3 protein-coding genes and 2 pseudogenes are annotated in these 18314 nt (G+C 73.4%); 1 reads left to right on the forward strand and 4 read right to left on the reverse strand.

Going from position 1 to position 18314, the window contains the following annotated elements; all coding sequences use genetic code 11:
• Positions 1–35: 35 nt before the first annotated feature.
• Positions 36–9236, forward strand: coding sequence for a neuraminidase-like domain-containing protein (locus ACH4TP_RS08235; protein WP_398436489.1), 9201 nt, complete (start codon positions 36–38; stop codon positions 9234–9236).
• A gap of 45 nt (positions 9237–9281) precedes the next feature.
• On the opposite strand, the gene ACH4TP_RS08240 is transcribed toward ACH4TP_RS08235, so the two are convergent.
• The 4 genes and pseudogenes from ACH4TP_RS08240 to ACH4TP_RS08255 form a co-directional block, all read right to left on the reverse strand.
• Positions 9282–13637, reverse strand: coding sequence for an RHS repeat-associated core domain-containing protein (locus ACH4TP_RS08240; protein WP_398436491.1), 4356 nt, complete (start codon positions 13635–13637; stop codon positions 9282–9284).
• 186 nt (positions 13638–13823) lie between these two features.
• A pseudogene (locus tag ACH4TP_RS08245) lies at positions 13824–13979 on the reverse strand (hypothetical protein); the annotation flags it as partial.
• A gap of 43 nt (positions 13980–14022) precedes the next feature.
• Positions 14023–16938, reverse strand: a pseudogene (locus ACH4TP_RS08250) (SpvB/TcaC N-terminal domain-containing protein); the annotation flags it as partial.
• 175 nt (positions 16939–17113) lie between these two features.
• Positions 17114–18313: a glycosyltransferase gene (locus ACH4TP_RS08255; protein WP_398436492.1), complete on the reverse strand. Its 1200-nt coding sequence runs from the start codon at positions 18311–18313 to the stop codon at positions 17114–17116.
• Position 18314: the final 1 nt, after the last annotated feature.

Raw genomic sequence — 18314 nt, forward strand, 5'->3', positions numbered from 1 at the left:
CGTCACCACCCCCCACCGCACAGAGGAGTTCCGCCATGACCGAAGCGACCTCCGGGCCGCCCGACTCCGCCCCGCCACCGGCCCCGCGCCTCGTCACCGGCACCGTCACCGACGGCGGCCGGCCGGCCGCCGGGATCCCGGTCGCGCTCGCCGCCCGGCGGCTGCGGTCCACGGGCGGGCTCGGCGAGACCCGGACGGACGGCGACGGCCGCTACCGGCTGGAGTACGAGCCGCCGGACGACCCCGCCGGCCTGGTGGTGAGCGTCTCGTCGCCCGACGGCCGGTCGGCCGAGGCGTCCTGTCCCGCGCCCCGCGCCGAAGAGGTCCTGGACGTCGTCCTGCCCGCCGACACGCGCGGCGAGTACGCCCGGGTCCGCGCGGCGCTGGCACCACTGCTCGACGGCGCGGATCCCGCCGGGCTCAGCCCCGAGGAGGTGGGGTTCCTCGGCCACGCCGCCGGCGTCGAACCGGAGCACGTCCGCCTCTTCGCCGCCGCCGCCCGCCTCGCGGCCGGTACCGGGCAGCCCCCGGAGCCGTTCTACGGGCTGCTGCGCCGGGGCCTCCCGGACGATCCCGGCGACCTCGCCCTGCGGCCCCTCGGCGCGGTGCGGCGTGCGCTCGCGATGGCCGCCGAGGCGCGCCTGATCGACACGGCGGACGGCGCGGACGAGCTGCTCGCCGCGCTCCGCGCCCGCCAGCTCTCCCCGGACGGCCCCGCGGCCGTCGACGGCTCCCTGAACGGGGCCCGTCCGACCGCCCTCGCCCGCCTCTTCACGATCGGCGTCACCGACCCCGAGGTCCGGCGGCGGCTGTTCTCCGCCCACCTCGACCACGACGGCCTTGAGGGCACCGCCCACGAGGCCCTCCTCACCGTCGACGCGCCGCCCGCCGCGACCGAACGCCTCCGTCTCGCCCTGGAGCTGAGCCGGGTGGCCGACGGCCACCCCGAGCTGGTGGGCGCGCTCCTGGACCGCTTCGACAGCGGGGAGCTCGCCCATCCGCGTGAGCTCGTACGGCTCGACGGCCACTGGGAAGGCCTCGTGGCGGAGGCGGGCGGCCCCCTCCCCACTTCTCCTGCGGGGTACGCCGACGAGCTGCGCGCCCGGACCGAGCGGACCTACCCGACCGCGTACGTGGCGCACCGGCTCGCCGCCGACGCGCGGGCCGACAGCGCTCCCGCCGCCCGCTTCCTCGCCGCGAACCCGGACTTCGACCTGCTGAGCACCCCGGTCGACGCCCGCAGCGTCCCCGACGAGGAGGCGCGGCCCGAACTGGCCGCCGTCCAGCGGGTGTACCGGGTCGCCCCGCGTTTCGACGCGATGCGGGCGCTGCGGGACCAGGGCTTCTCCTCCTCCGCCGCCATCGCCGGACTGTCCCGGGAGACCTTCGCCGCGCGGATGGCGGAGCACCTCGACGAGGAGGAGGCGCATGCGGTGCACACCCGGGCGCTGCGGGTGCACGCCGCCGCCGTGAACCTGGTGGCGGACCTGCGGACGGCCGGGCAGTTCGACGTGCCGTGGCTCCCCCGGGTGGAGGCGCACACCGATCTGGTCCCGGACTGGGGGGAGCTGTTCGGCTCCGCCGACCAGTGCGCCTGCAAGGAGTGCCGCACCCTCTACAGCCAGCCCGCCTACCTGGTGGACCTGCTGTACTTCCTCAAGCGGGCCCCGAGCGCGGGCACGATGGGCGAGCTGGGCGAGAGCCCGATGGCGGACACCCTGTACTCCCGGCGGCCGGACCTGTGGCACACGAAGCTCAGCTGCGACAACACCAACCTGACGCTGCCGTACATCGACCTCGTCAACGAGGTGCTGGAGAACGCGATCATCCAGAACCCCGCCACCGGGGACAAGCTGCGGCAGAGCAGCGGCGACTCGGCGCGTCTGCGGATCCAGCCGCAGTGGACCAATCACAGCGCCTACAGCTGGCTGGCCACCGCCCCGTACCCGTGGACGCTGCCGTACGACCTCTGGGCCGACCGCGCCCGCAGCTACCTCGGGATGCTCGGGGTGCGGCGCGAGGAGCTGATGGCCACGCTGCACCCGGCCGGCGCGGACTCCGTCGAGGTGGTGGCGGAGAGCCTGGGCATCAGCATGGCCGGCCTGCGGATGATCACCGGTGAGGCCTCGGGGCCGACCCTGACCCTGGCCGGGTTCTACGGCAAGCCCTTCGGGATGCAGCCGGCCCAGCTCATCGACATCCTGTCGACGGTGCGGGCGATGCTCGACACCGCCCAGCTGGACTATCCGGAGCTGGAGTCGGTGCTCGACACCCGCTTCGTCGACCCGGGCCGCGTCCTGAGGATCGAGCCGACCGATCCGAACCACCCGTGCACCACGGAGCTGCTGCGGATCAACGGCCTCACCGCGGACACCCTCGACCGGCTGCACCGCTTCGAGCGGCTGCGCAGGCTGCTCGACTGGCCGGCGCACCGGCTCGACCGGCTCATCGCCGCCTGCACCCCGGGCGAGCTGACCGCCACGACGCTGTCCTGCGTGGTCGCCGTACGGCGCCTGTCCGAGCGGTTCGGCCTGCCCGTGGAGCGGCTGCTCTGCCTGTACGGGCCGCTCGACACCCATCTGTACCGCGCGGGCGACGACCCTTCCCTCTACGACCGGCTGTTCCTCGACGACACGGTGATCGCCGCCCTGCCGGGCGGCCGCAACCCGTTCACGCTGAACGCCTCGCGCACCGAGGTCGAGACCCCGGGCGACCTGCGGTCCTATCCCGTGTCGGCCGCCCTGCTCGGAAGCCTGGAGATCACGGACGCCGAGCTGGCCACGCTCGTCGGCGGGCCGCGGGCCGTCGTCGCCGACACGGGTCTGACGCTCGCCAACCTGTCGGCCCTGGTGCGGACGGTGACGCTGGCCCGTGCCGTCCGGCTGCCGGTCGCGGACCTGCTGCGGCTGTTCGAGCTGCGCGGCGGCAGTCCGCTGCGGCCCGGCGGACGGCCCGCGGACGACGCCGCCGCGCTGGGGGACGGCGAGACGGAGCTGCCCGCGGGCCGGCCCGTACGGCTGAGCCCCTCACCGGTGGAGGAGCCGGGACTCAGGGAGTCCTCGGTGGGCGCCGGAGGTCCGGTGGGCGAGCCGCCCGCGGCCGGGGACACCGCCGCGTCGGTGCGCGCCTCGCTCGCGGAGACGGACCGGTTCGCCGACGAGGTGGAGGCGGTCCTGGCGGCCGGACTGACCGTTGCCGAGGTCGACGCCGTGCTGACCGCGACGACCGGCGCCGAGGGCTCGACCGTGCCCTCGGACGCCGCGCTGGGCTCGGTGCTCACCGGTCTGCGCGCGGCGCTGCGGGCCGTGTACGAGCAGACCGCGCAGACCGCCGACGACAAGGGCACGCTGACGGGGCGTCAGCTCTCCTTGCTGGGCTGGGAGCCGGCCCGGGTGGAGCAGGCGGTGGCGACCCTCCTCGGCACCGCCGTGTACTCGGTGCAGGTCGCCAACGACGTCGGCTCCCGCCCGTATCCCGCGGATCTTCCGGTGCGCTTCGAACCCGGTCCCGACGGGCAGGGCCTGCTCCGGTTCACCGGTCCGATGACGCTCGCCCAGAAGCAGCGGATGTACGACCTGGGCTCCGGCGAGCTGTGGGGGATCTACGTACGGAAGCTGTTCGCGGGTCCCCGGGACTTCGTGGCCACCCAGATGAACGCCTACCGGATCCCGGTCTACCGGACGCCGCTGACCGCCATGCCCGCCGATCTGGTGATGCCGCCCGAGCTCGTCGGCAAGGTGTTCCACGATCCGTCGGCGCAGACGCTGTGCTCCGTCGGCCACCGCGGCCAGGACGAGATCGACGCCCTGCTCGCCGCGAGCGGCGACGAGCACTTCCAGCGGGCGGTGCACCTGCTGCAGGGCGCGCAGAGCGATCCGGTCGAGGGCGACAACAAGTTCCTGGACATGTCGGACGCCGATGCCCTGTTCGACGATCCGCAGGCACCGGCCGACCGCTTCCGGCACGTCCTGTCGGTCCTGCTGCCCGAGCTGCGCCGGCGGCTGAGCGAGACGACCGTGAAGCTCCAGCTCGGCCAGGCGACCGGCCTCGACGCGGCCTCCGCCGACGCCCTCCTCGGAACCTGGCTGCGGTCCCTGTCCGAACCCGGTCCCCTGGTCCTGGACTTCCTCGCGCCCGCGTTCGTCGGCAGCGACCCGACGGTGGCCGTCACCCGCACGGGCTTCCCCGTCCAGTTCACCGCGCTCTCCCTGCTGTACCGGGTCGCGCTGGCCCTGTCGCGACCACGGGTCACGGGCGAGGAGCTGCCGTGGGTGATGGGGTACGCGGCGGGCGCCGGCTGGCTCGATCTCGCGACGCTGCCGACGGCCCGCGTCGAGGGCGCCTCGCCGCTGTACCGGCCCTTCGTCCGGCTGCTCGCCCTGCTCGCCCTGCGCGCCGCCCTGCCGGGCGGCTCGGGCACGCTCGGGGCCGCTCTCGCCGCGGGCCGCGGCCCGGAGGCGTCCGGATACCGCGTCTTCGACACCCTGCACGAGCGGGCCGGATGGAACCGCCAGGACATCGAGGTGCTGTGCACCGCCGACATGCTGGGGATGGCCCTGCCCGGCGAGCTCGGGGACGAGCGGGGCCTCGGCAAACTGCGGGCGGCCGTCGCGCTGCTGCGCCGCCTGGGGGTGTCGGCGGCCCGGGCCGCCGCCTGGATCCCTTCGCAGCTCGCGCTGGACGTCGTGCAGTCGACGATGATGGCCGCGAAGGCGCGGTTCTCGCCCGAGGACTGGCTGACCGCCGCGATCCCCGTGGCGGACGGGCTGCGCGAGCGGCAGCGGGCCGCGCTCGTGGCCTATCTCGTCGCGAACCCGCTGACCACCAGCGTCGGATTCCCGTACTGGAAGGACGTCAACGGCCTCTACGACCACTTCCTGCTCGACGTCGAGATGGGCGGCTGCCGGCTGACCACCCGGATGGCGCAGGCGATCAACACGGTCCAGCTGTTCGTCCAGCGGGTGCTGCTCGGTCTGGAGCCGCGGGTGACGGCCGGTGACGACGCCACCTGGAAGCAGTGGGAGTGGATGAAGCGCTACCGGCTGTGGGAGGCCAACCAGAAGGTCTTCCTGTACCCGGAGAACTGGTTCCAGCCCGATCTGCGGGCCGGCGCCTCCCCGTTCTTCGGCAGCCTGTGCGACGAGCTGATGCAGAAGGAGGTGGTCGGCGAGCACATGGAGGAGGTCTACCGCAACTACGTCGACCGGCTCGGCTCGGTGGCCCGGCTCCACCCGTGCGCCATCCACCACGACTGGTCCACGGGCACCGAGGTGGCGCACCTGTTCGCGTGCACCGACTCCGCACCCCGGACCTTCCACCACCGCCGCTGGATCAAGAACCGGACGACGTGGACGCCCTGGGAGAAGATCGAGCTCGACATCGACACCCTGGCCCTGGTGCCCGTGGTGTGGAACAAGCGCCTGCACCTGATGTGGCCGACGTTCGTCAAGGTGGGGGACGCCCAGCCGATCAGCAGGCTGCCGGACCCGATGGTCAAGGGCTCGGAGATCCAGGAGCCCGACCCCTACTGGAAGATCCAGCTCAACTGGACCCAGTACGCCAACGGTGCCTGGCAGCCGAAGCGGATCACGCAGGACACGATCACGACGATCAAGTGGCCGCAGAGGAGCGCGGAGGACGAGGCCAACCCCTTCCAGAACACGGGCCCTTACCGCTTCTTCCCGCAGATCGATCCCACCGGCGGGGAGCTGACGGTGTGGAGCGTCCACAACTTCGCCAGTTTCATCAACCCCGATCCGGTGAGGGGGACCTTCTCCGGGGGCTTCCGGTTCGGTCCGCGCACCGGCGCGGTGAGCGTCGTCCCGTCGCTCTTCGTCCACGAGAACGACCCGCGGCACAACCTCAGGGGCCAGAGGTTCATCGCGCCGACGGACACACAGAACATCAACAACGAGTTCGTCCAGCACCTCCTCTCGAACGCGCCGGCCGGATACCGCTGCCAGGTCTACCTTCCCGAGATCACCCAGTTCTGGGGCAGCGACCTGGTCCTGGCCAACCCTCAGGACGGCCACCTCTTCCGGATCCAGCTGCCGGTCGCCTTCTCCTCGGCGACGGGCTGGTTCCAGGACTCCGCCACCGTGACCGACGGGGCGCGCAGCTACCACGTCACGGCGGACACGCGGACCACCCGCCCCCTCTTCCGGTTCACGCCGATGTACCACCCGCAGGTCGACCTGTTCACGAGCCTGCTCGACCACGGCGGCACGGACGCCCTGTTCGACCGGTCGGTCCAGCTCGGCCCCGGCGCGCAGTGGCCGTTCTTCGACTTCGCCTCGTACGGCCCGCAGGACAACGTGTCGCCGGAGCGCCCCTCCGAGACCGACGTGGACTTCACGCCGGAAGGCACGTACGCCGACTACAACTGGGAGCTGTTCTTCCACATCCCGCTCCTCATGGCGCAACGGCTGGGCGCCAACCAGCGCTTCGCCGAGGCGCAGCAGTGGTTCCACCGGATCTTCGACCCGACGTCGCGGTCCGGCGGCGAGTCGCCCGCACGGTACTGGATCACCAAGCCGTTCCACCTGCGGAAGGACTACCAGCGGGAGCGGATCGAGGACATCCTCAGGCGTCTCGCCGAGGGCAGCGACGAGGGCGCGCTGCGCCAGGTCGAGGAGTGGCTGGAGAACCCGTTCCAGCCGGACGTGGTCGCCAGGTTCCGCACGACCGCCTACCAGAAGGCGGTGGTGATGCGGTACCTGGACAACCTGATCGCCTGGGGCGACCAGCTCTTCCGCGAGGGCACCCTCGAATCCGTGAACCTGGCGACCCAGATGTACCTGCTCGCCGCCGAACTCCTCGGGCGACGCCCCGCGTCCGTGCCGCCGCCGAACGAGCCCGCACCGCTCAGCTACGCCGAGCTGCGCGCCCGGGACGCCGAGGGGCCGAATCCGGTGACGGCGGCCGAGCACCTGATCCCGGTGGGCGGGACACAGCCGCCGCCGGCGACGATCTCGCCCGGACTCGGTCTCGGCTGGCTGAACTACTTCCGCATCCCGCCCAACGACAAGCTGCTCGGCTACTGGGACACGGTCGAGGACCGGCTGTACAAGATCCGGCACTGCCAGGACATCGAGGGCGTGCAGCGCGCGTTCGAGCTGTTCGGCGCCCCGATCGACCCCGCCCTGCTCGTCGGCGCCGTGGCGTCCGGGGCCGATCTGGCGTCCGTGGCGGAGGACCTGGGCGGGCCGCTCCCCCACTACCGCTTCGCCACCATGGCCGCGAAGGCCCGGGAGTACACGGCCGAGGTCAAGTCCTTCGGCGCGCTGCTGCTCGCGGCGCTGGAGAAGCGGGACGCCGAGGCGCTCGCCCGGCTGCGCTCCAGCCACGAGACCTCCCTGCTCGACGCGGTCCGGGAAGTGCGGCTGGCCCAGGTCACCGAGGCGGCCCACACGGTGGCGGGGCTCCAGCAGGCGCGCGAGGGCGCGAGGAGGAAGCAGGACTACTACGCGAAGCTCAACAAGATGAACGCCGGCGAGAAGACGCACGAGGCGCTCAGCTGGACGGGCATCGGCATCCAGGGCGTCGCGGCGGCCGTCGACATGACGGTGAGCGTCATGCGGCTCCTCCCTGAACTCAAACTCGGCACGCCGACCACCATCGGCGCGACCTGGGGCGGCACCAACCTCGGCGAGGCGCTCAAGGGGCTGTCGGGCTCGCTGTCGCAGATCGCGGGCAGCTTCCACTCCGGGGCCTCGCTGGCGGCGACGCTCGCCGGCTACGAGCGGCGCTCGGACGACTGGGGCTTCCAGAAGGGCCAGGCCGAATCGGAGATGGCGAACTACGACGCCCAGATCGAGGCCGCGATCGTCCGCCACGAGAACGCCCGGCGGGAGCTCGCCAACCACGATCTCCAGGCCGCCCACACCCGGGAGGCGGACCGCTTCCTGCACGACAAGTACACCGGCCAGGAGCTGTACGACTGGATGGTGGGCCAGTTGTCCACCTCCTACTTCCAGGCGTACCAGCTCGCGTACGAGACGGCGAAGCGGGCCGAGCGGGCGATGCGGTACGAGCTGGGCACCGACGGCCCGCAGCTCGTGCGCTTCGGCCACTGGGACACCCTGCGCAAGGGTCTCCTCGCGGGCGAGCGGCTCGCGAGCGACCTGAACCGGCTCGACGCCGCCTATCTCGCCGACAACGCGCGGGAGTTCGAGCTGGCGAAGTCCGTCTCCCTCGCCCAGCTCGACCCGAACGCCCTGCTGGCGCTCAAGGAGACCGGCAGCTGCTACGTGTCGCTCCCGGAGGCCCTGTTCGACCTGGACGCGCCCGGGCACTACCTGCGGCGGATCAAGACGGTGAGCTTCACCGTGCCGTGCGTCGGCGGCCCGTACACCAGCGTGAACCTGACGGCCACGCTCATGCGGAGCAGTGTGCGGACCGATCCCCGGCTGCCGGGCAACCGCTACGCGCGGCAGACGCCGGACGCCCGCTTCCGGGACTACGCGGGGCCGGTCCAGTCGGTGGTGACCAGCACCGGCCAGGACGACAGCGGACTCTTCGAGACGAATCTGCGCGACGAGCGCTTCCTGCCGTTCGAGGGGGCGGGCGTCGTCGGCGAGTGGCGGCTCCAGCTGCCCGGGGAGTTCCGGCAGTTCGACTACGAGTCGATCGCCGACGTCGTCATGCACCTGCGGTACACGGCGCGCGACGGCGGGGCCGAATTCGCCGACCGGGCCGTGTCCGAACTCCGCGACGGCCTGAACAACTGGCTCCACGCGCACGGCGGCAAGGGGCTGCTGCGGGCGTTCAGCGCCCGGCGCGAGCTCGGCGACCAGTGGTACCGCTTCGTGAGCGGGACGAGCCCGACGCTGCGGTTCCCGGTGTCCAAGCGCTGGTTCCCCCGCCTGTTCTCCGACGACGGCATCGCCCTCGCCGACCCGCGGGTCGTCCTCGTGCTCTCCACGGACCTCGTCCCCGACGGGACGAAGCGGTACGTGGACTGCTACGGGAGCGGCACCGGCGACCTGACGGTGACGCTGACCTCCCCCGGAGGCGGGGGCACCCCCGCCCCGCTCACGGCCGACCCGCAGCTGAAGGGCCAGCCCGGGGCGCGCTTCGACGTCGGCGGGAAGGTCGCCGAGCACGACGAGGACTGGCTGGTGACCGTGCCGTTGGAGGGGCTCGACCCGCTGCTGCGGAAGGACGGCGGACTGAATCCGGACGCGGTGGTGGACCTGCTCCTCGTGTGGCAGTACGAGGTGACGCGGGTGGCGTGAGACAGGACGAAGGGGGGCCGCGCCTCGGGCGCGGCCCCCCTTCCCTTATCTGCGGCGGGTGACGATCTTGTTGAGGTCGGAGGTCGGGTCCTGCAACTCCAGCTTCAAATTGTGGAGTTCGCCGGTCAGTGCGTCGCGGTACTCCTGGGTGTGGGGGGCCTTGCCCGCCACCGCCTTCTCCAGCCGGCCGAGGATCTCCTGGTTGTACCCCTTGCCGTGCGCGCCCTTGTGTCCGGGGATCGAGACGCGGTTCTCCTGGGCGGTGCTGAGGTCCAGGTCGGGCAGCCCGGGAACGCTCGCCGCCTCGAAGACCGCCTCGAACTTCGGCTTGAACTCCGGGTCCTTGTCACTGGCGACATGATGGTCCTGGGGTTTCTCCACGGGCTTCTTCGGCTCGCGCCCCGAGTCGAAGAACTGCTGCCGGGCCGCTTCGTCCCGCGCCTTCTTCTGCGCCTCCGCGCGGGCCCGTTCCTGCTGCCAGGGGTTCGACGGGGACGGCACGGCCTTGCGCGGTGCGGCTCCCGTCTGCTCCTTGGTCGCCGTGCCGCTCTTGTCCGGCGGCTCGCCCGCTCCCCCGGCGGCGGTCTTGGGCCCGGCGGGGGCCGGGTCCGGGTTCTTCGGCACGCCCGGCACGAACGTGCCGTCCACCCAGTTGCCGTGGATCTTCTCCGTGCCGGGGTCCGGAGGCGTGGACGGGGGCGGGACGACCTGCGGCTGGGGTTTGTTCGGGTCCAGCATCAGATCCCGCGACTTGCCCGCCTCGTAGGTGAAGTAGACGTATCCGAAGATCGCGACGGTGGCGAGGAGCCCGATGACGACACCGGCCTTGAGCTGCCCCGGGGCGGCCCGGAAGTAGATCCCGGACGCCCGCAGCGCGGGTGCGGCGGCCGCCGCGGCGGCCGCGAGCTTCTCCGCGTCGTTGGGGTCGGGGCTGGGGACCTGCCGCCCGTCCGGGTCGCGGTACCGCACCGGCCCGCACCGCGCGTACGCGTAGCGGCACGGGCCGTCCGCGAGGCCCGCCGGGTCGCAGCTCGTCCAGCGGCCCAGCCAGGGGGCGTAGTAACGGGCGCCGAAGTAGGAGAGGCCGGTCTCGTCGTCGCGTTCCTTGCCGGTGTGGCGGTAGCGCTTGAGGCCGGTCTCGGCGGCGGTGCGACCGGTCTGGAAGGCGGTCGTGCCGTAGGGGTGGTACTCCTCGTGGCCCACCAGGGCGCCGTGCTCGTCGAGTTCGACGCAGACGGACTCCTGATGGTCGGTGAACCGGTGGCGGACGGCGGGCGGGCCGGCGGGGAGGACGGCCGTCTCGACGAGGGCGACGGGCTCGCCGGCGTCGCCGATGTGCAGGGTCTCGCGTGCGAGGACCGTGCCGCCCGTGCCGTACTCGCGGTAGACCTCGAAGCCGCCGACGTACCGGCGCTCGTTCTTGAGTGCCCCGGCGGCCGTCACCGTCACCTTGCGGACCCGTTCGCCGGCGGAGTCGTACACGTAGTACGTCGTCTCGGGCGTGCCCCCGTTCACCACCTGCCGTGCGGTGGCGGCCAGTTGGTCCCGGTGGTCCCAGCGCATCAGCGGCAGGTGCGGCATCCGGTTCATGTTGCCGTGGACGTCGTGGGCGTAGCGCGCGCCGTAGCCGCCTTCCGTCGCGTAGTCGGGCAGGCCGCCGGTCTCGCCGGGCAGGCTGGTGGCGAGGAGCCGGTTGCTGTCGAGGGCGTACTGGTGGTGGCGGCGCCACAGGACGGGGCCCGGGGCCTCGGCGTCGGTGCCCTCGTGGTGGGCGAGGTGCATGAGGTTGCCGACGGCGTCGTAGCGGTAGCGCTCGACGTAGCCGCGCAGGCCCTGGAGGTCGTTCGCGTGGACGCGGGCTCCGGCGAACGGGTAGTCGCGGCGGCCGGTGTCGGGCGGGTCGAGCAGGAAGTCCGTCTGGCCGGTGTGTTCGCGGCCGCTCGCGGCGACGAGCCGGTAGAGGGCGTCGTGGGTGAAGTCGCGGGCGGTGCCGACGCCCGCGATGGTGGCGAGTGCGGCGTCCTCCATGCGGGTGATGTTGCCGACCGGGTCGTGGGTGTAGTGGAGGTCCTGCACGACGGAGGCGTTCGCGAACAGCGGGGAGGCGGTGGTGTCGGGGTCGGCCGGCCTGGTCGTGCGGACGCCGGTGAGGCGGAAGGTGAGCGGGTCGTACGTGTACGTGCTGCGGGCGCCGTTGCCGTGGGCGACGCGGGTGCGGCGGCCGTGGGCGTCGTAGTCGACGTCGGTGACGAACGCGGTGGCCGTCGCCGCGCCCCGCAGTCGCACCTCGACGCGTTCGGTCAGGCCCGCCTCGTTGTACGCGCACCGGGTGACGCTGCCGTCGGGGGCGGTGGTCTCGACCGGCCGGTCGAGGGCGTCGTAGGTGGTGCTCGTGGTCAGCGGCGGGCCCGGTTCGAGCAGGGCTTCGGCGGCCTCGGCGATCCGGTCCGGTTCGGTGAGGGGGCCGAGGGCGGACCAGTCCGGGGTGCCGGTGTGGTCGCGGGCGAAGCGGCGGGACGTGGCGAGCGGGTTGCCCTTGAAGTCGTAGCGTTCGCTCGTCGTCACACCGGCGCCGTCGTAGACGCGGAAGGCCCGGCCGCGAAGGTTCCGGTCCGGGTCGGGGTGTGTCTCCCCGTAGAGGCGGTACTCGGCCAGCGCCTCGGGCGCGGGTGGTGACGCGGGGTCGCGCGGGGCGCCGGAGAGGGTCGTGTCGCCGGTCGCGGTGACGTACGTGCCGAGGGGGCGGTGCAGGGCGTCGTAGGTCGTGCGGGTGCGGAATCCCCGGGCGTTCCAGGTGAGGAGGAGGCCGTCGGCCGCGTCCCGGAGGGTCCAGTGGGTGCCGGAGTCGGGGTCGTGCTCGAAGAGGGCGCGCCCGGTCAGGTCGTGGCCGGGGCTGAAGCCGCCCGGGGACAGGTTCTGCGGGTCGTCGAAGGGACGCGCGCCGGGAGGGAGGGGCGGAACGGTGTGCTGGAGCACCCGGTTGCCGCGTGGGTCCTGGATCCAGAGCGGGTTGCCCTCCACGTCCCGCCGGGTGAAGGTGACGTGCTTCTCGTCGACGCCGTCGGTCCTGTTGTGGGCGATCGTCACGACGGTGCGGCCGAGGCTGTCGAGCAGCGCGCGTCCGGGGGTGCCGGCGTGGGCGGCCGCCTGCCTGGCCGCGCGGCGTTCGGCGGGCAGGGCGGAGGTGCTCGTCCGCGCGTACCAGCCGTTGCCGGGTTCGAGGACGGTGTCGTTCTGGTCGTGGTCGGTGACGTGCCAGGGCGAGAAGTCGACGCGTCGGTGGCTGCTGTCAGGGAGGTCGGTGCGGATCAGCCGCCCGATCGCGTCGTAGAAGTGCAGCGGGGTGACGCCGTGCTCGCCGGGCTCCTCGAAGCGGTGGCCGCTCTCGGGCGGGCTGAAGTACGGCTCGTACTGCTTGACCGGGTTGCCCTTGTTGTTGAGCACGGTCTTGCCGTCGGCGACCCAGCGCAGCGGGCCGCCCGGCTCTTCGGGTTCGGCCTGGACCTTCTTGACCAGGGCGTTGCCGAGGCCGTCCGCGTAGAGGAAGGCGGCCTGGAGTGGGCTCTCGGGCTGCTCGTCGGCGTGCCGTTCGCGGGTGAGGACGGCGGTGCAGGGCGGGTGCTGGGCCCAGACGGGCTCGCCGTCGCGGAGTTCCTCGCCGAAGTGGAAGAGCCACCGGACGCTCGCGCCCAGGAGCAGCGTCCGGGCGTGTGCGGGGTCGTAGTCGTCGGTGGAGAAGAAGGCGGTGAGGGCCGGGAGTTCGGGGTTGAGCACGGCCGTGTCGAGCCCGGTGAGGTGGTCGCCTCCGCCGTCCTTGCCGCTGCGCGCCTCCGCGGCCGGAAGGCCGAGGGCGTCGAAGCGGACCTCGCTGTCGTTGCCGTTGATGTCGCGCACCTTGCGGGGCGCCATCACGCGGTAGTCGTGGACGAGCGTCTCGGTGCGGTTGCCGAGGGGGTCGGTGCTCGCCTTCAGGGACAGCCCGTACGGGTCGTGTTCGAGGCGGGTGGTGTGGCCGAAGGGGTCGGTCCAGCGGGCGGGCAGGAAGAACCGGCGCGGTGCGTCGGGGTCGTACTCCGCGCCTCCGGAGCAGCGCCAGTACCGGCCGGCGGCGTCCTCGCCGAGGAGCCGGACGGCGTCCGGGCCGCCGAGGTGGCCGCTGACGGCCCGGTCCGCCGCCGCGGCCCTGACCTCGGCCGTCGCCTTGTCGCCGAGCAGCGTCGTCAGCATCGCGTCGGTCCAGACGAGGGTGTACGTCCCGTACGTCAGGGCATGGGCGGTCATGCCGCCCGGCGGCAGGGCCGCGGTGAGCGTCTCGTCGTAGTAGAGCGTGCGGACGAGTTCCAGGAGCCGCTTCTGGGGTGTGGTCCGGTCGGGCAGCCGGTGGTGGTCGAGTTCGGCCACCGGTGTCCCGCCGGTCTGGTACCGCTCGCCGAGCCGGAAGCGGCGCAGCCCCTCCAGGGTGACCCACCGCCCGTCGCCCGCCTGTGCGGGGCCGATCCCGGCCAGCTCGTACGTGCGGGTCTCGCAGGGCAGCGGGAGGCGGTGGCGGTCGGGGTGGGGCGGGAGGGGGGCGGTGGTGCGGCGCTCGGTGTAGACGACGTGGAGTTCGCCCTGGACGGCGGCGACGAGGGGCTCGGTGCCGGGCGGCAGGAGGGGGTCGGAGAGGGGGGCCGGCCGGGTGCGGGGGTAGGCGACGGCGACGGACTGGAGGACGTTCCCATAGGCGTCGACGGTGACGTCGAGGGTGTGGGTGACGCGCGGGTCGGGGGGTGGAGGCGGGGTCCCGCAGGTCGAGTTCGTAGTGGTGGGCGACGGTCTCGCTCGGGAAGGTGTGGAAGACGGCGTGCTGCCGGCCGGCGCGGGGCTGGAGGCGGCGGATGCGGTGGGTGTGCGAGGTGGCGGAGAGGAGGCGGACCGGGGCCGGGGGCCGTTCGCCGTCCGCCGTCGCGGTGAGGTCGAGCTCGTACGTCTCCTCGCGCAGGACGGCGCCTCTGAACGCCCGCAGGGCTTCCCGCCGTTCGTCGGCGTCGAGGGCGAGGCCCTCCAGGTCCGGGCCGGGCGGCGCGTACTCGTCGGAGGCGCGGACGTACTCGTGCCGGAACGGGTGCAGCGGGTCCCGCCCCTCGACGGGCACCCCGGTGTGGTGCCAGGCGACCGTCCGTACGGGCGGCTGGTAGAGCCGGTGGTCGGCGGTGACGTACGGGCTGTCCGCGTTGGCCGCGGCGAACGTGCCGTAGTCCTCGACGTCGGTCCGCTCCACGCGGGCGAAGCCCCGGAACTCGCGCTCGGTCCCGTCGAAGCAGCCGTGGTGGTAGCTGTAGCGGCTGGTGAAGGCCGTGCCGCGCCACTTGTCGCGGGAGGTCGTCCGCTCGACGACGTGGACGGGGAAGGGCAGCTTCGTCGCCCAGGGCCTGCCCGCCCGCCGGTCGCGCAGGGCGAAGGCGGTGGAGGGCGCGTACGCGATCTCGGTCTCCGCGCCGAGGTTGTTGCGCACCCGGGTGAGCAGATGGGGTTTCACGCCGCCCATCAGGTCGAGGTAGCGCAGGGGGCGGCCGGCGTCCGCCGGCAGGGGCGAGGACCAGACCAGACAGGCCGTGCCGTTGCCGAGCAGGTCGACGGCGAGGACGCCGGTGAGGGCGTCCGCCGGGGGCAGGGTCGGCAGCGGCACCGGGGGCGCGAAGTCGTTGCCGGACCGGTTGAAGTGGATCCGTGCGCCGTCGGCGCGCAGGTGGAGGACGTCCGTGGTGCCGGAGCCGTCGACGTCGGCGAGGATCAGGCACCGCCGGTCGAAGCGGTCGGGGTGGTCGGACGGGGCCCCGGCCATCACGACCTTCGGGCCGAAGCGGCCATGGCCCAGGTTGGGCCAGTAGCAGAGCTCGCCGTTGCGGATGCGGACGAGGTCGGTGAGCCCGTCGCCGCTCATGTCGGCCAGGTGGACGGACTGCTCGGCGTCGGCGAAGACGAGCACCGGTCCGCGTTCCTCGTCCCGGGCGCGGGTCTCGCGCCGCTCGGGTCCGAAACCGTCCTCGCCGAGCGAGGGATGCCAGACCAGGGCGTCGTCCTCGGTGACGAGGACGTCGGCGAGTCCGTCGCCGTCGAGGTCGACGAAGCGGAGGTTCGGATCCGCCCAGTCCCGGTCGGGCAGCGAGCCGAAGGGGGTGTGCGGCTGCCAGGTCCCGTCGGCGGCGTGTTCCTGGAAGCCGGGGGCGGGCCCGGCGAAGCTCACCAGGTCGGGGCGTCCGTCTCCCGCGAGGTCGAGGAACTGGGCTCCGCCGGCCAGGGCGAGCGAGGGGCGGGACGGGACGGACTCCGTCGGCCCGAACCGGGCGCGGACCGGGGCGAGCGGGCCGAGGTTGCGCTTGTAGAACCATCCGCCGCCCTGCTCGCTGAGGATGCCCGGCAGTCCCTCGCCGTCCAGGTCGACCCAGCGGTACCGGGTGCCGTCGAGACCGGCGGGCAGTCCGTCCAGGCTCTCCTCGTCGAGCTCGCGGAGGGTGTGGTCGACGACCGCCTCCGAGTAGCCGAACTCGACCGGCGGCAGGGAACGGGTCCGGTAGCCGCCGCCGTCGCGCTGGTGGCCGCGGTGGCTCACCGCCGCGAGGGTCGTGTGCACCCCGCCGTACGCGTACCGGAGGTCCGTCGAGCGGACGAGACAGCCGGCGCCGACCTCCGGCTCCTCGGGGAAGTGGTGGAACATCAGCACGCGTCGGCAGAGCCGGTGGGTCCGCACCTCGAACCCGGAGCGGAACGAGGAGAAGGGGTCGGGGCGGGCGCTCCAGGGGCCGGAGTCGTGGGGGGTGGGGGCGGCCGGGTCGTGCTCGCCGTAGTCGAGGACGAGCTCGAAGTGCCATTGGTCGTCGGCGGGCAGCGGGCGCCGGCCGGTGGCGTCGTCGAGGGAGGAGAGCCAGGGGGTGCGGTTTCCGTAGCGGATCCGCTTGAGGTGGCGGTTGGCGGAGCGCTGCCGGTGCCGCTCGTGGCCGGCTGTCGTGTCGACGCCCTCGTCGTCCTCGGACCGGTAGCCGTACGTGACGAGATCGCCCCGGTCGTCGTGGCGCTCGGCGATCAGCCAGCTGAACACGCGGGAGGCGTCGGCCGGGTCGGCGATCCGGGACTCGGGGGTGGTCCCGTACCAGGTGGTGACGGAGTCGCGGGAGATCGAGCGCCAGCAGACGTCGGCCGGGTCCTGGACGTTCGTCCAGCGCTCGATGCGGGCGAAGGAGCCCTCGACGCGGGGCCGGTAGCGCCGGACGGCGTAGCGGGTGCCGCCGATCGCGCGCGGCGGCAGCGTCTCCGGCACCCAACGGTCGCCCTCGGCTCCTTCGGGGACGAGTACGGGTACGAGGTCCTCGGCGCCGGACAGGATGAAGACGTCGGAGTCGGCCGCGTCGTCGTACCGGGGGACGCCCTTGTCGGTCTTCCGGGTGATCGCGGGCAGCCCGAGGCTCCAGCCGAGGCCGAAGGGGCCGTTGCCCGCGCCCGAGTCGTACCGGAGCACCGGGTCCGGTCCGAAGCCCGAACGCCCGGGGGTGGCCGCGACCGGCACGGTCAGGGCTCCGACGCCGGTCACCGGATCGGCCGCGAACTTCTCGCCGATGCCCTTGAGGGCCCCGCCGCCCTTCGGGAGAGTCACGGCGGGCGCCGCCTGCGGTGCGGGGGCGGGGGCGCTCCCGGTGCCGGGCCCGCCGCCGGCCGCGCTCGTCATGGAATCGCTGCTGACGGCCACCGCAACCCCCACGTGATCATCGGCCTGGGTGTACGGAAAGCTAGTACACCGATGCTTTCTGACGCATCCCCGACATACGTGCCATTCGAAGCACACCCCGCACTTCGCACGCCGGAGTGCGCCGCACGCGCCCCTGCCGGCGTCCGGCGCCGTCTCAGCCGATGTGGGCGAGCAGCGGGGCGGCGCCGTCCTCCGCGGCGATCGCGCGTCCGAGTTCGGCCGCGCGGCGGCGGAGGGCCGGGTCGGACAGGCAGGCCGTGATCGCGTCGGCGAGGGCTTCGGCGGTCAGGTCCCGGAACGGCACGGCCCGTGGGGCGACGCCCAGCGCGTGCAGCCGGGCGGCCCAGAACGGCTGGTCGTACATGACGGGGACGGGCACGGCGGGCACTCCGGCGCGCAGTCCGGCCCCGGTGGTGCCCGCCCCGGCGTGGTGGACGACGGCGGCGGTGCGTGGGAACAGCCAGTCGTGCGGGACGTCGCCGACGGCCAGGACGTCGGGGCCGCCGCCGCCCAGCCCGGCCCAGCCCGCCTGCACCACCGCGCGCACGCCCGCCCTCTTGACGGCGGCCGCCACCAGCTCGCCGAGCCGTTCGCCCTGGCCCGCCGCCATGCTGCCGAATCCGATGAACACCGGGGGCGGGCCGGCCTGGAGGAAGTCGACGAGTACGGCCGGGGGTTGCCAGGCCTGCGGGCGCGCGGGCCACCAGTAGCCCGTCACCTCCACCCCGGACGGCCAGTCCGCGGGGCGTGGCACGACCAGCGGGCTGAAGCCGTGGAAGGCCGGGCGGATGTCCGCCGTCGCCGAAGGCGTGCCGTCGGGAAGCCCGAGGCGCTCGCGCAGCCGGGTCACGCCGCCCGCGAAGACCCCTTCGGCCCGCCTCAGCACGTCCCGGCCGGCGGCGAGGTTGTCCTCGGGGCTCCGGCCGTCTGCGTTCCGGGCGTGGGGCAGCGGGAACTCTCCGGTGGCGAACGACGGGACGAGATAGGTGCCGACGACGGGGATGCCGTGGGCCTCGCCGGCCGTCCGGCTCAGCGGCGCCGGGCCGTGGGCGGTGAGGAGCAGGTCCGCGCCGCCCTCCACGGCCTCCGCCACCCCGTCGGCGATCCCGTCCGCGTACGCCCTCGTCAGCGCCTGGGCCTCCTCCCGCGAGGCCGCCCGGGCCCAGTCCCGGATCAGCCCCTGGGGGTCTCCCGGCACCGGCCGGTGTTCGAGGCCGCAGGAGCCGACGAGTTCGGCGAAGGCCGGGTGGGCGGCGACGGCGACCTGGTGGCCGGCGTCGAGCAGGCGCCGCCCCAGGCCGGTGAAGGGTGCGACGTCTCCCCGGGAGCCGGCGGTGATGATCACGATGCGCATG

This window comes from Streptomyces sp. NPDC021012, assembly GCF_044333355.1.
GTDB lineage: Bacteria > Actinomycetota > Actinomycetes > Streptomycetales > Streptomycetaceae > Streptomyces.

Coding starts and splice junctions, on each gene's coding strand:
- ACH4TP_RS08235 (WP_398436489.1), top strand. CDS start 36: ATGACCGAAGCGACCTCCGGGCCGCCCGACTCCGCCCCGCCACCGGCC.
- ACH4TP_RS08255 (WP_398436492.1), bottom strand. CDS start 18,313: ATGCGCATCGTGATCATCACCGCCGGCTCCCGGGGAGACGTCGCACCC.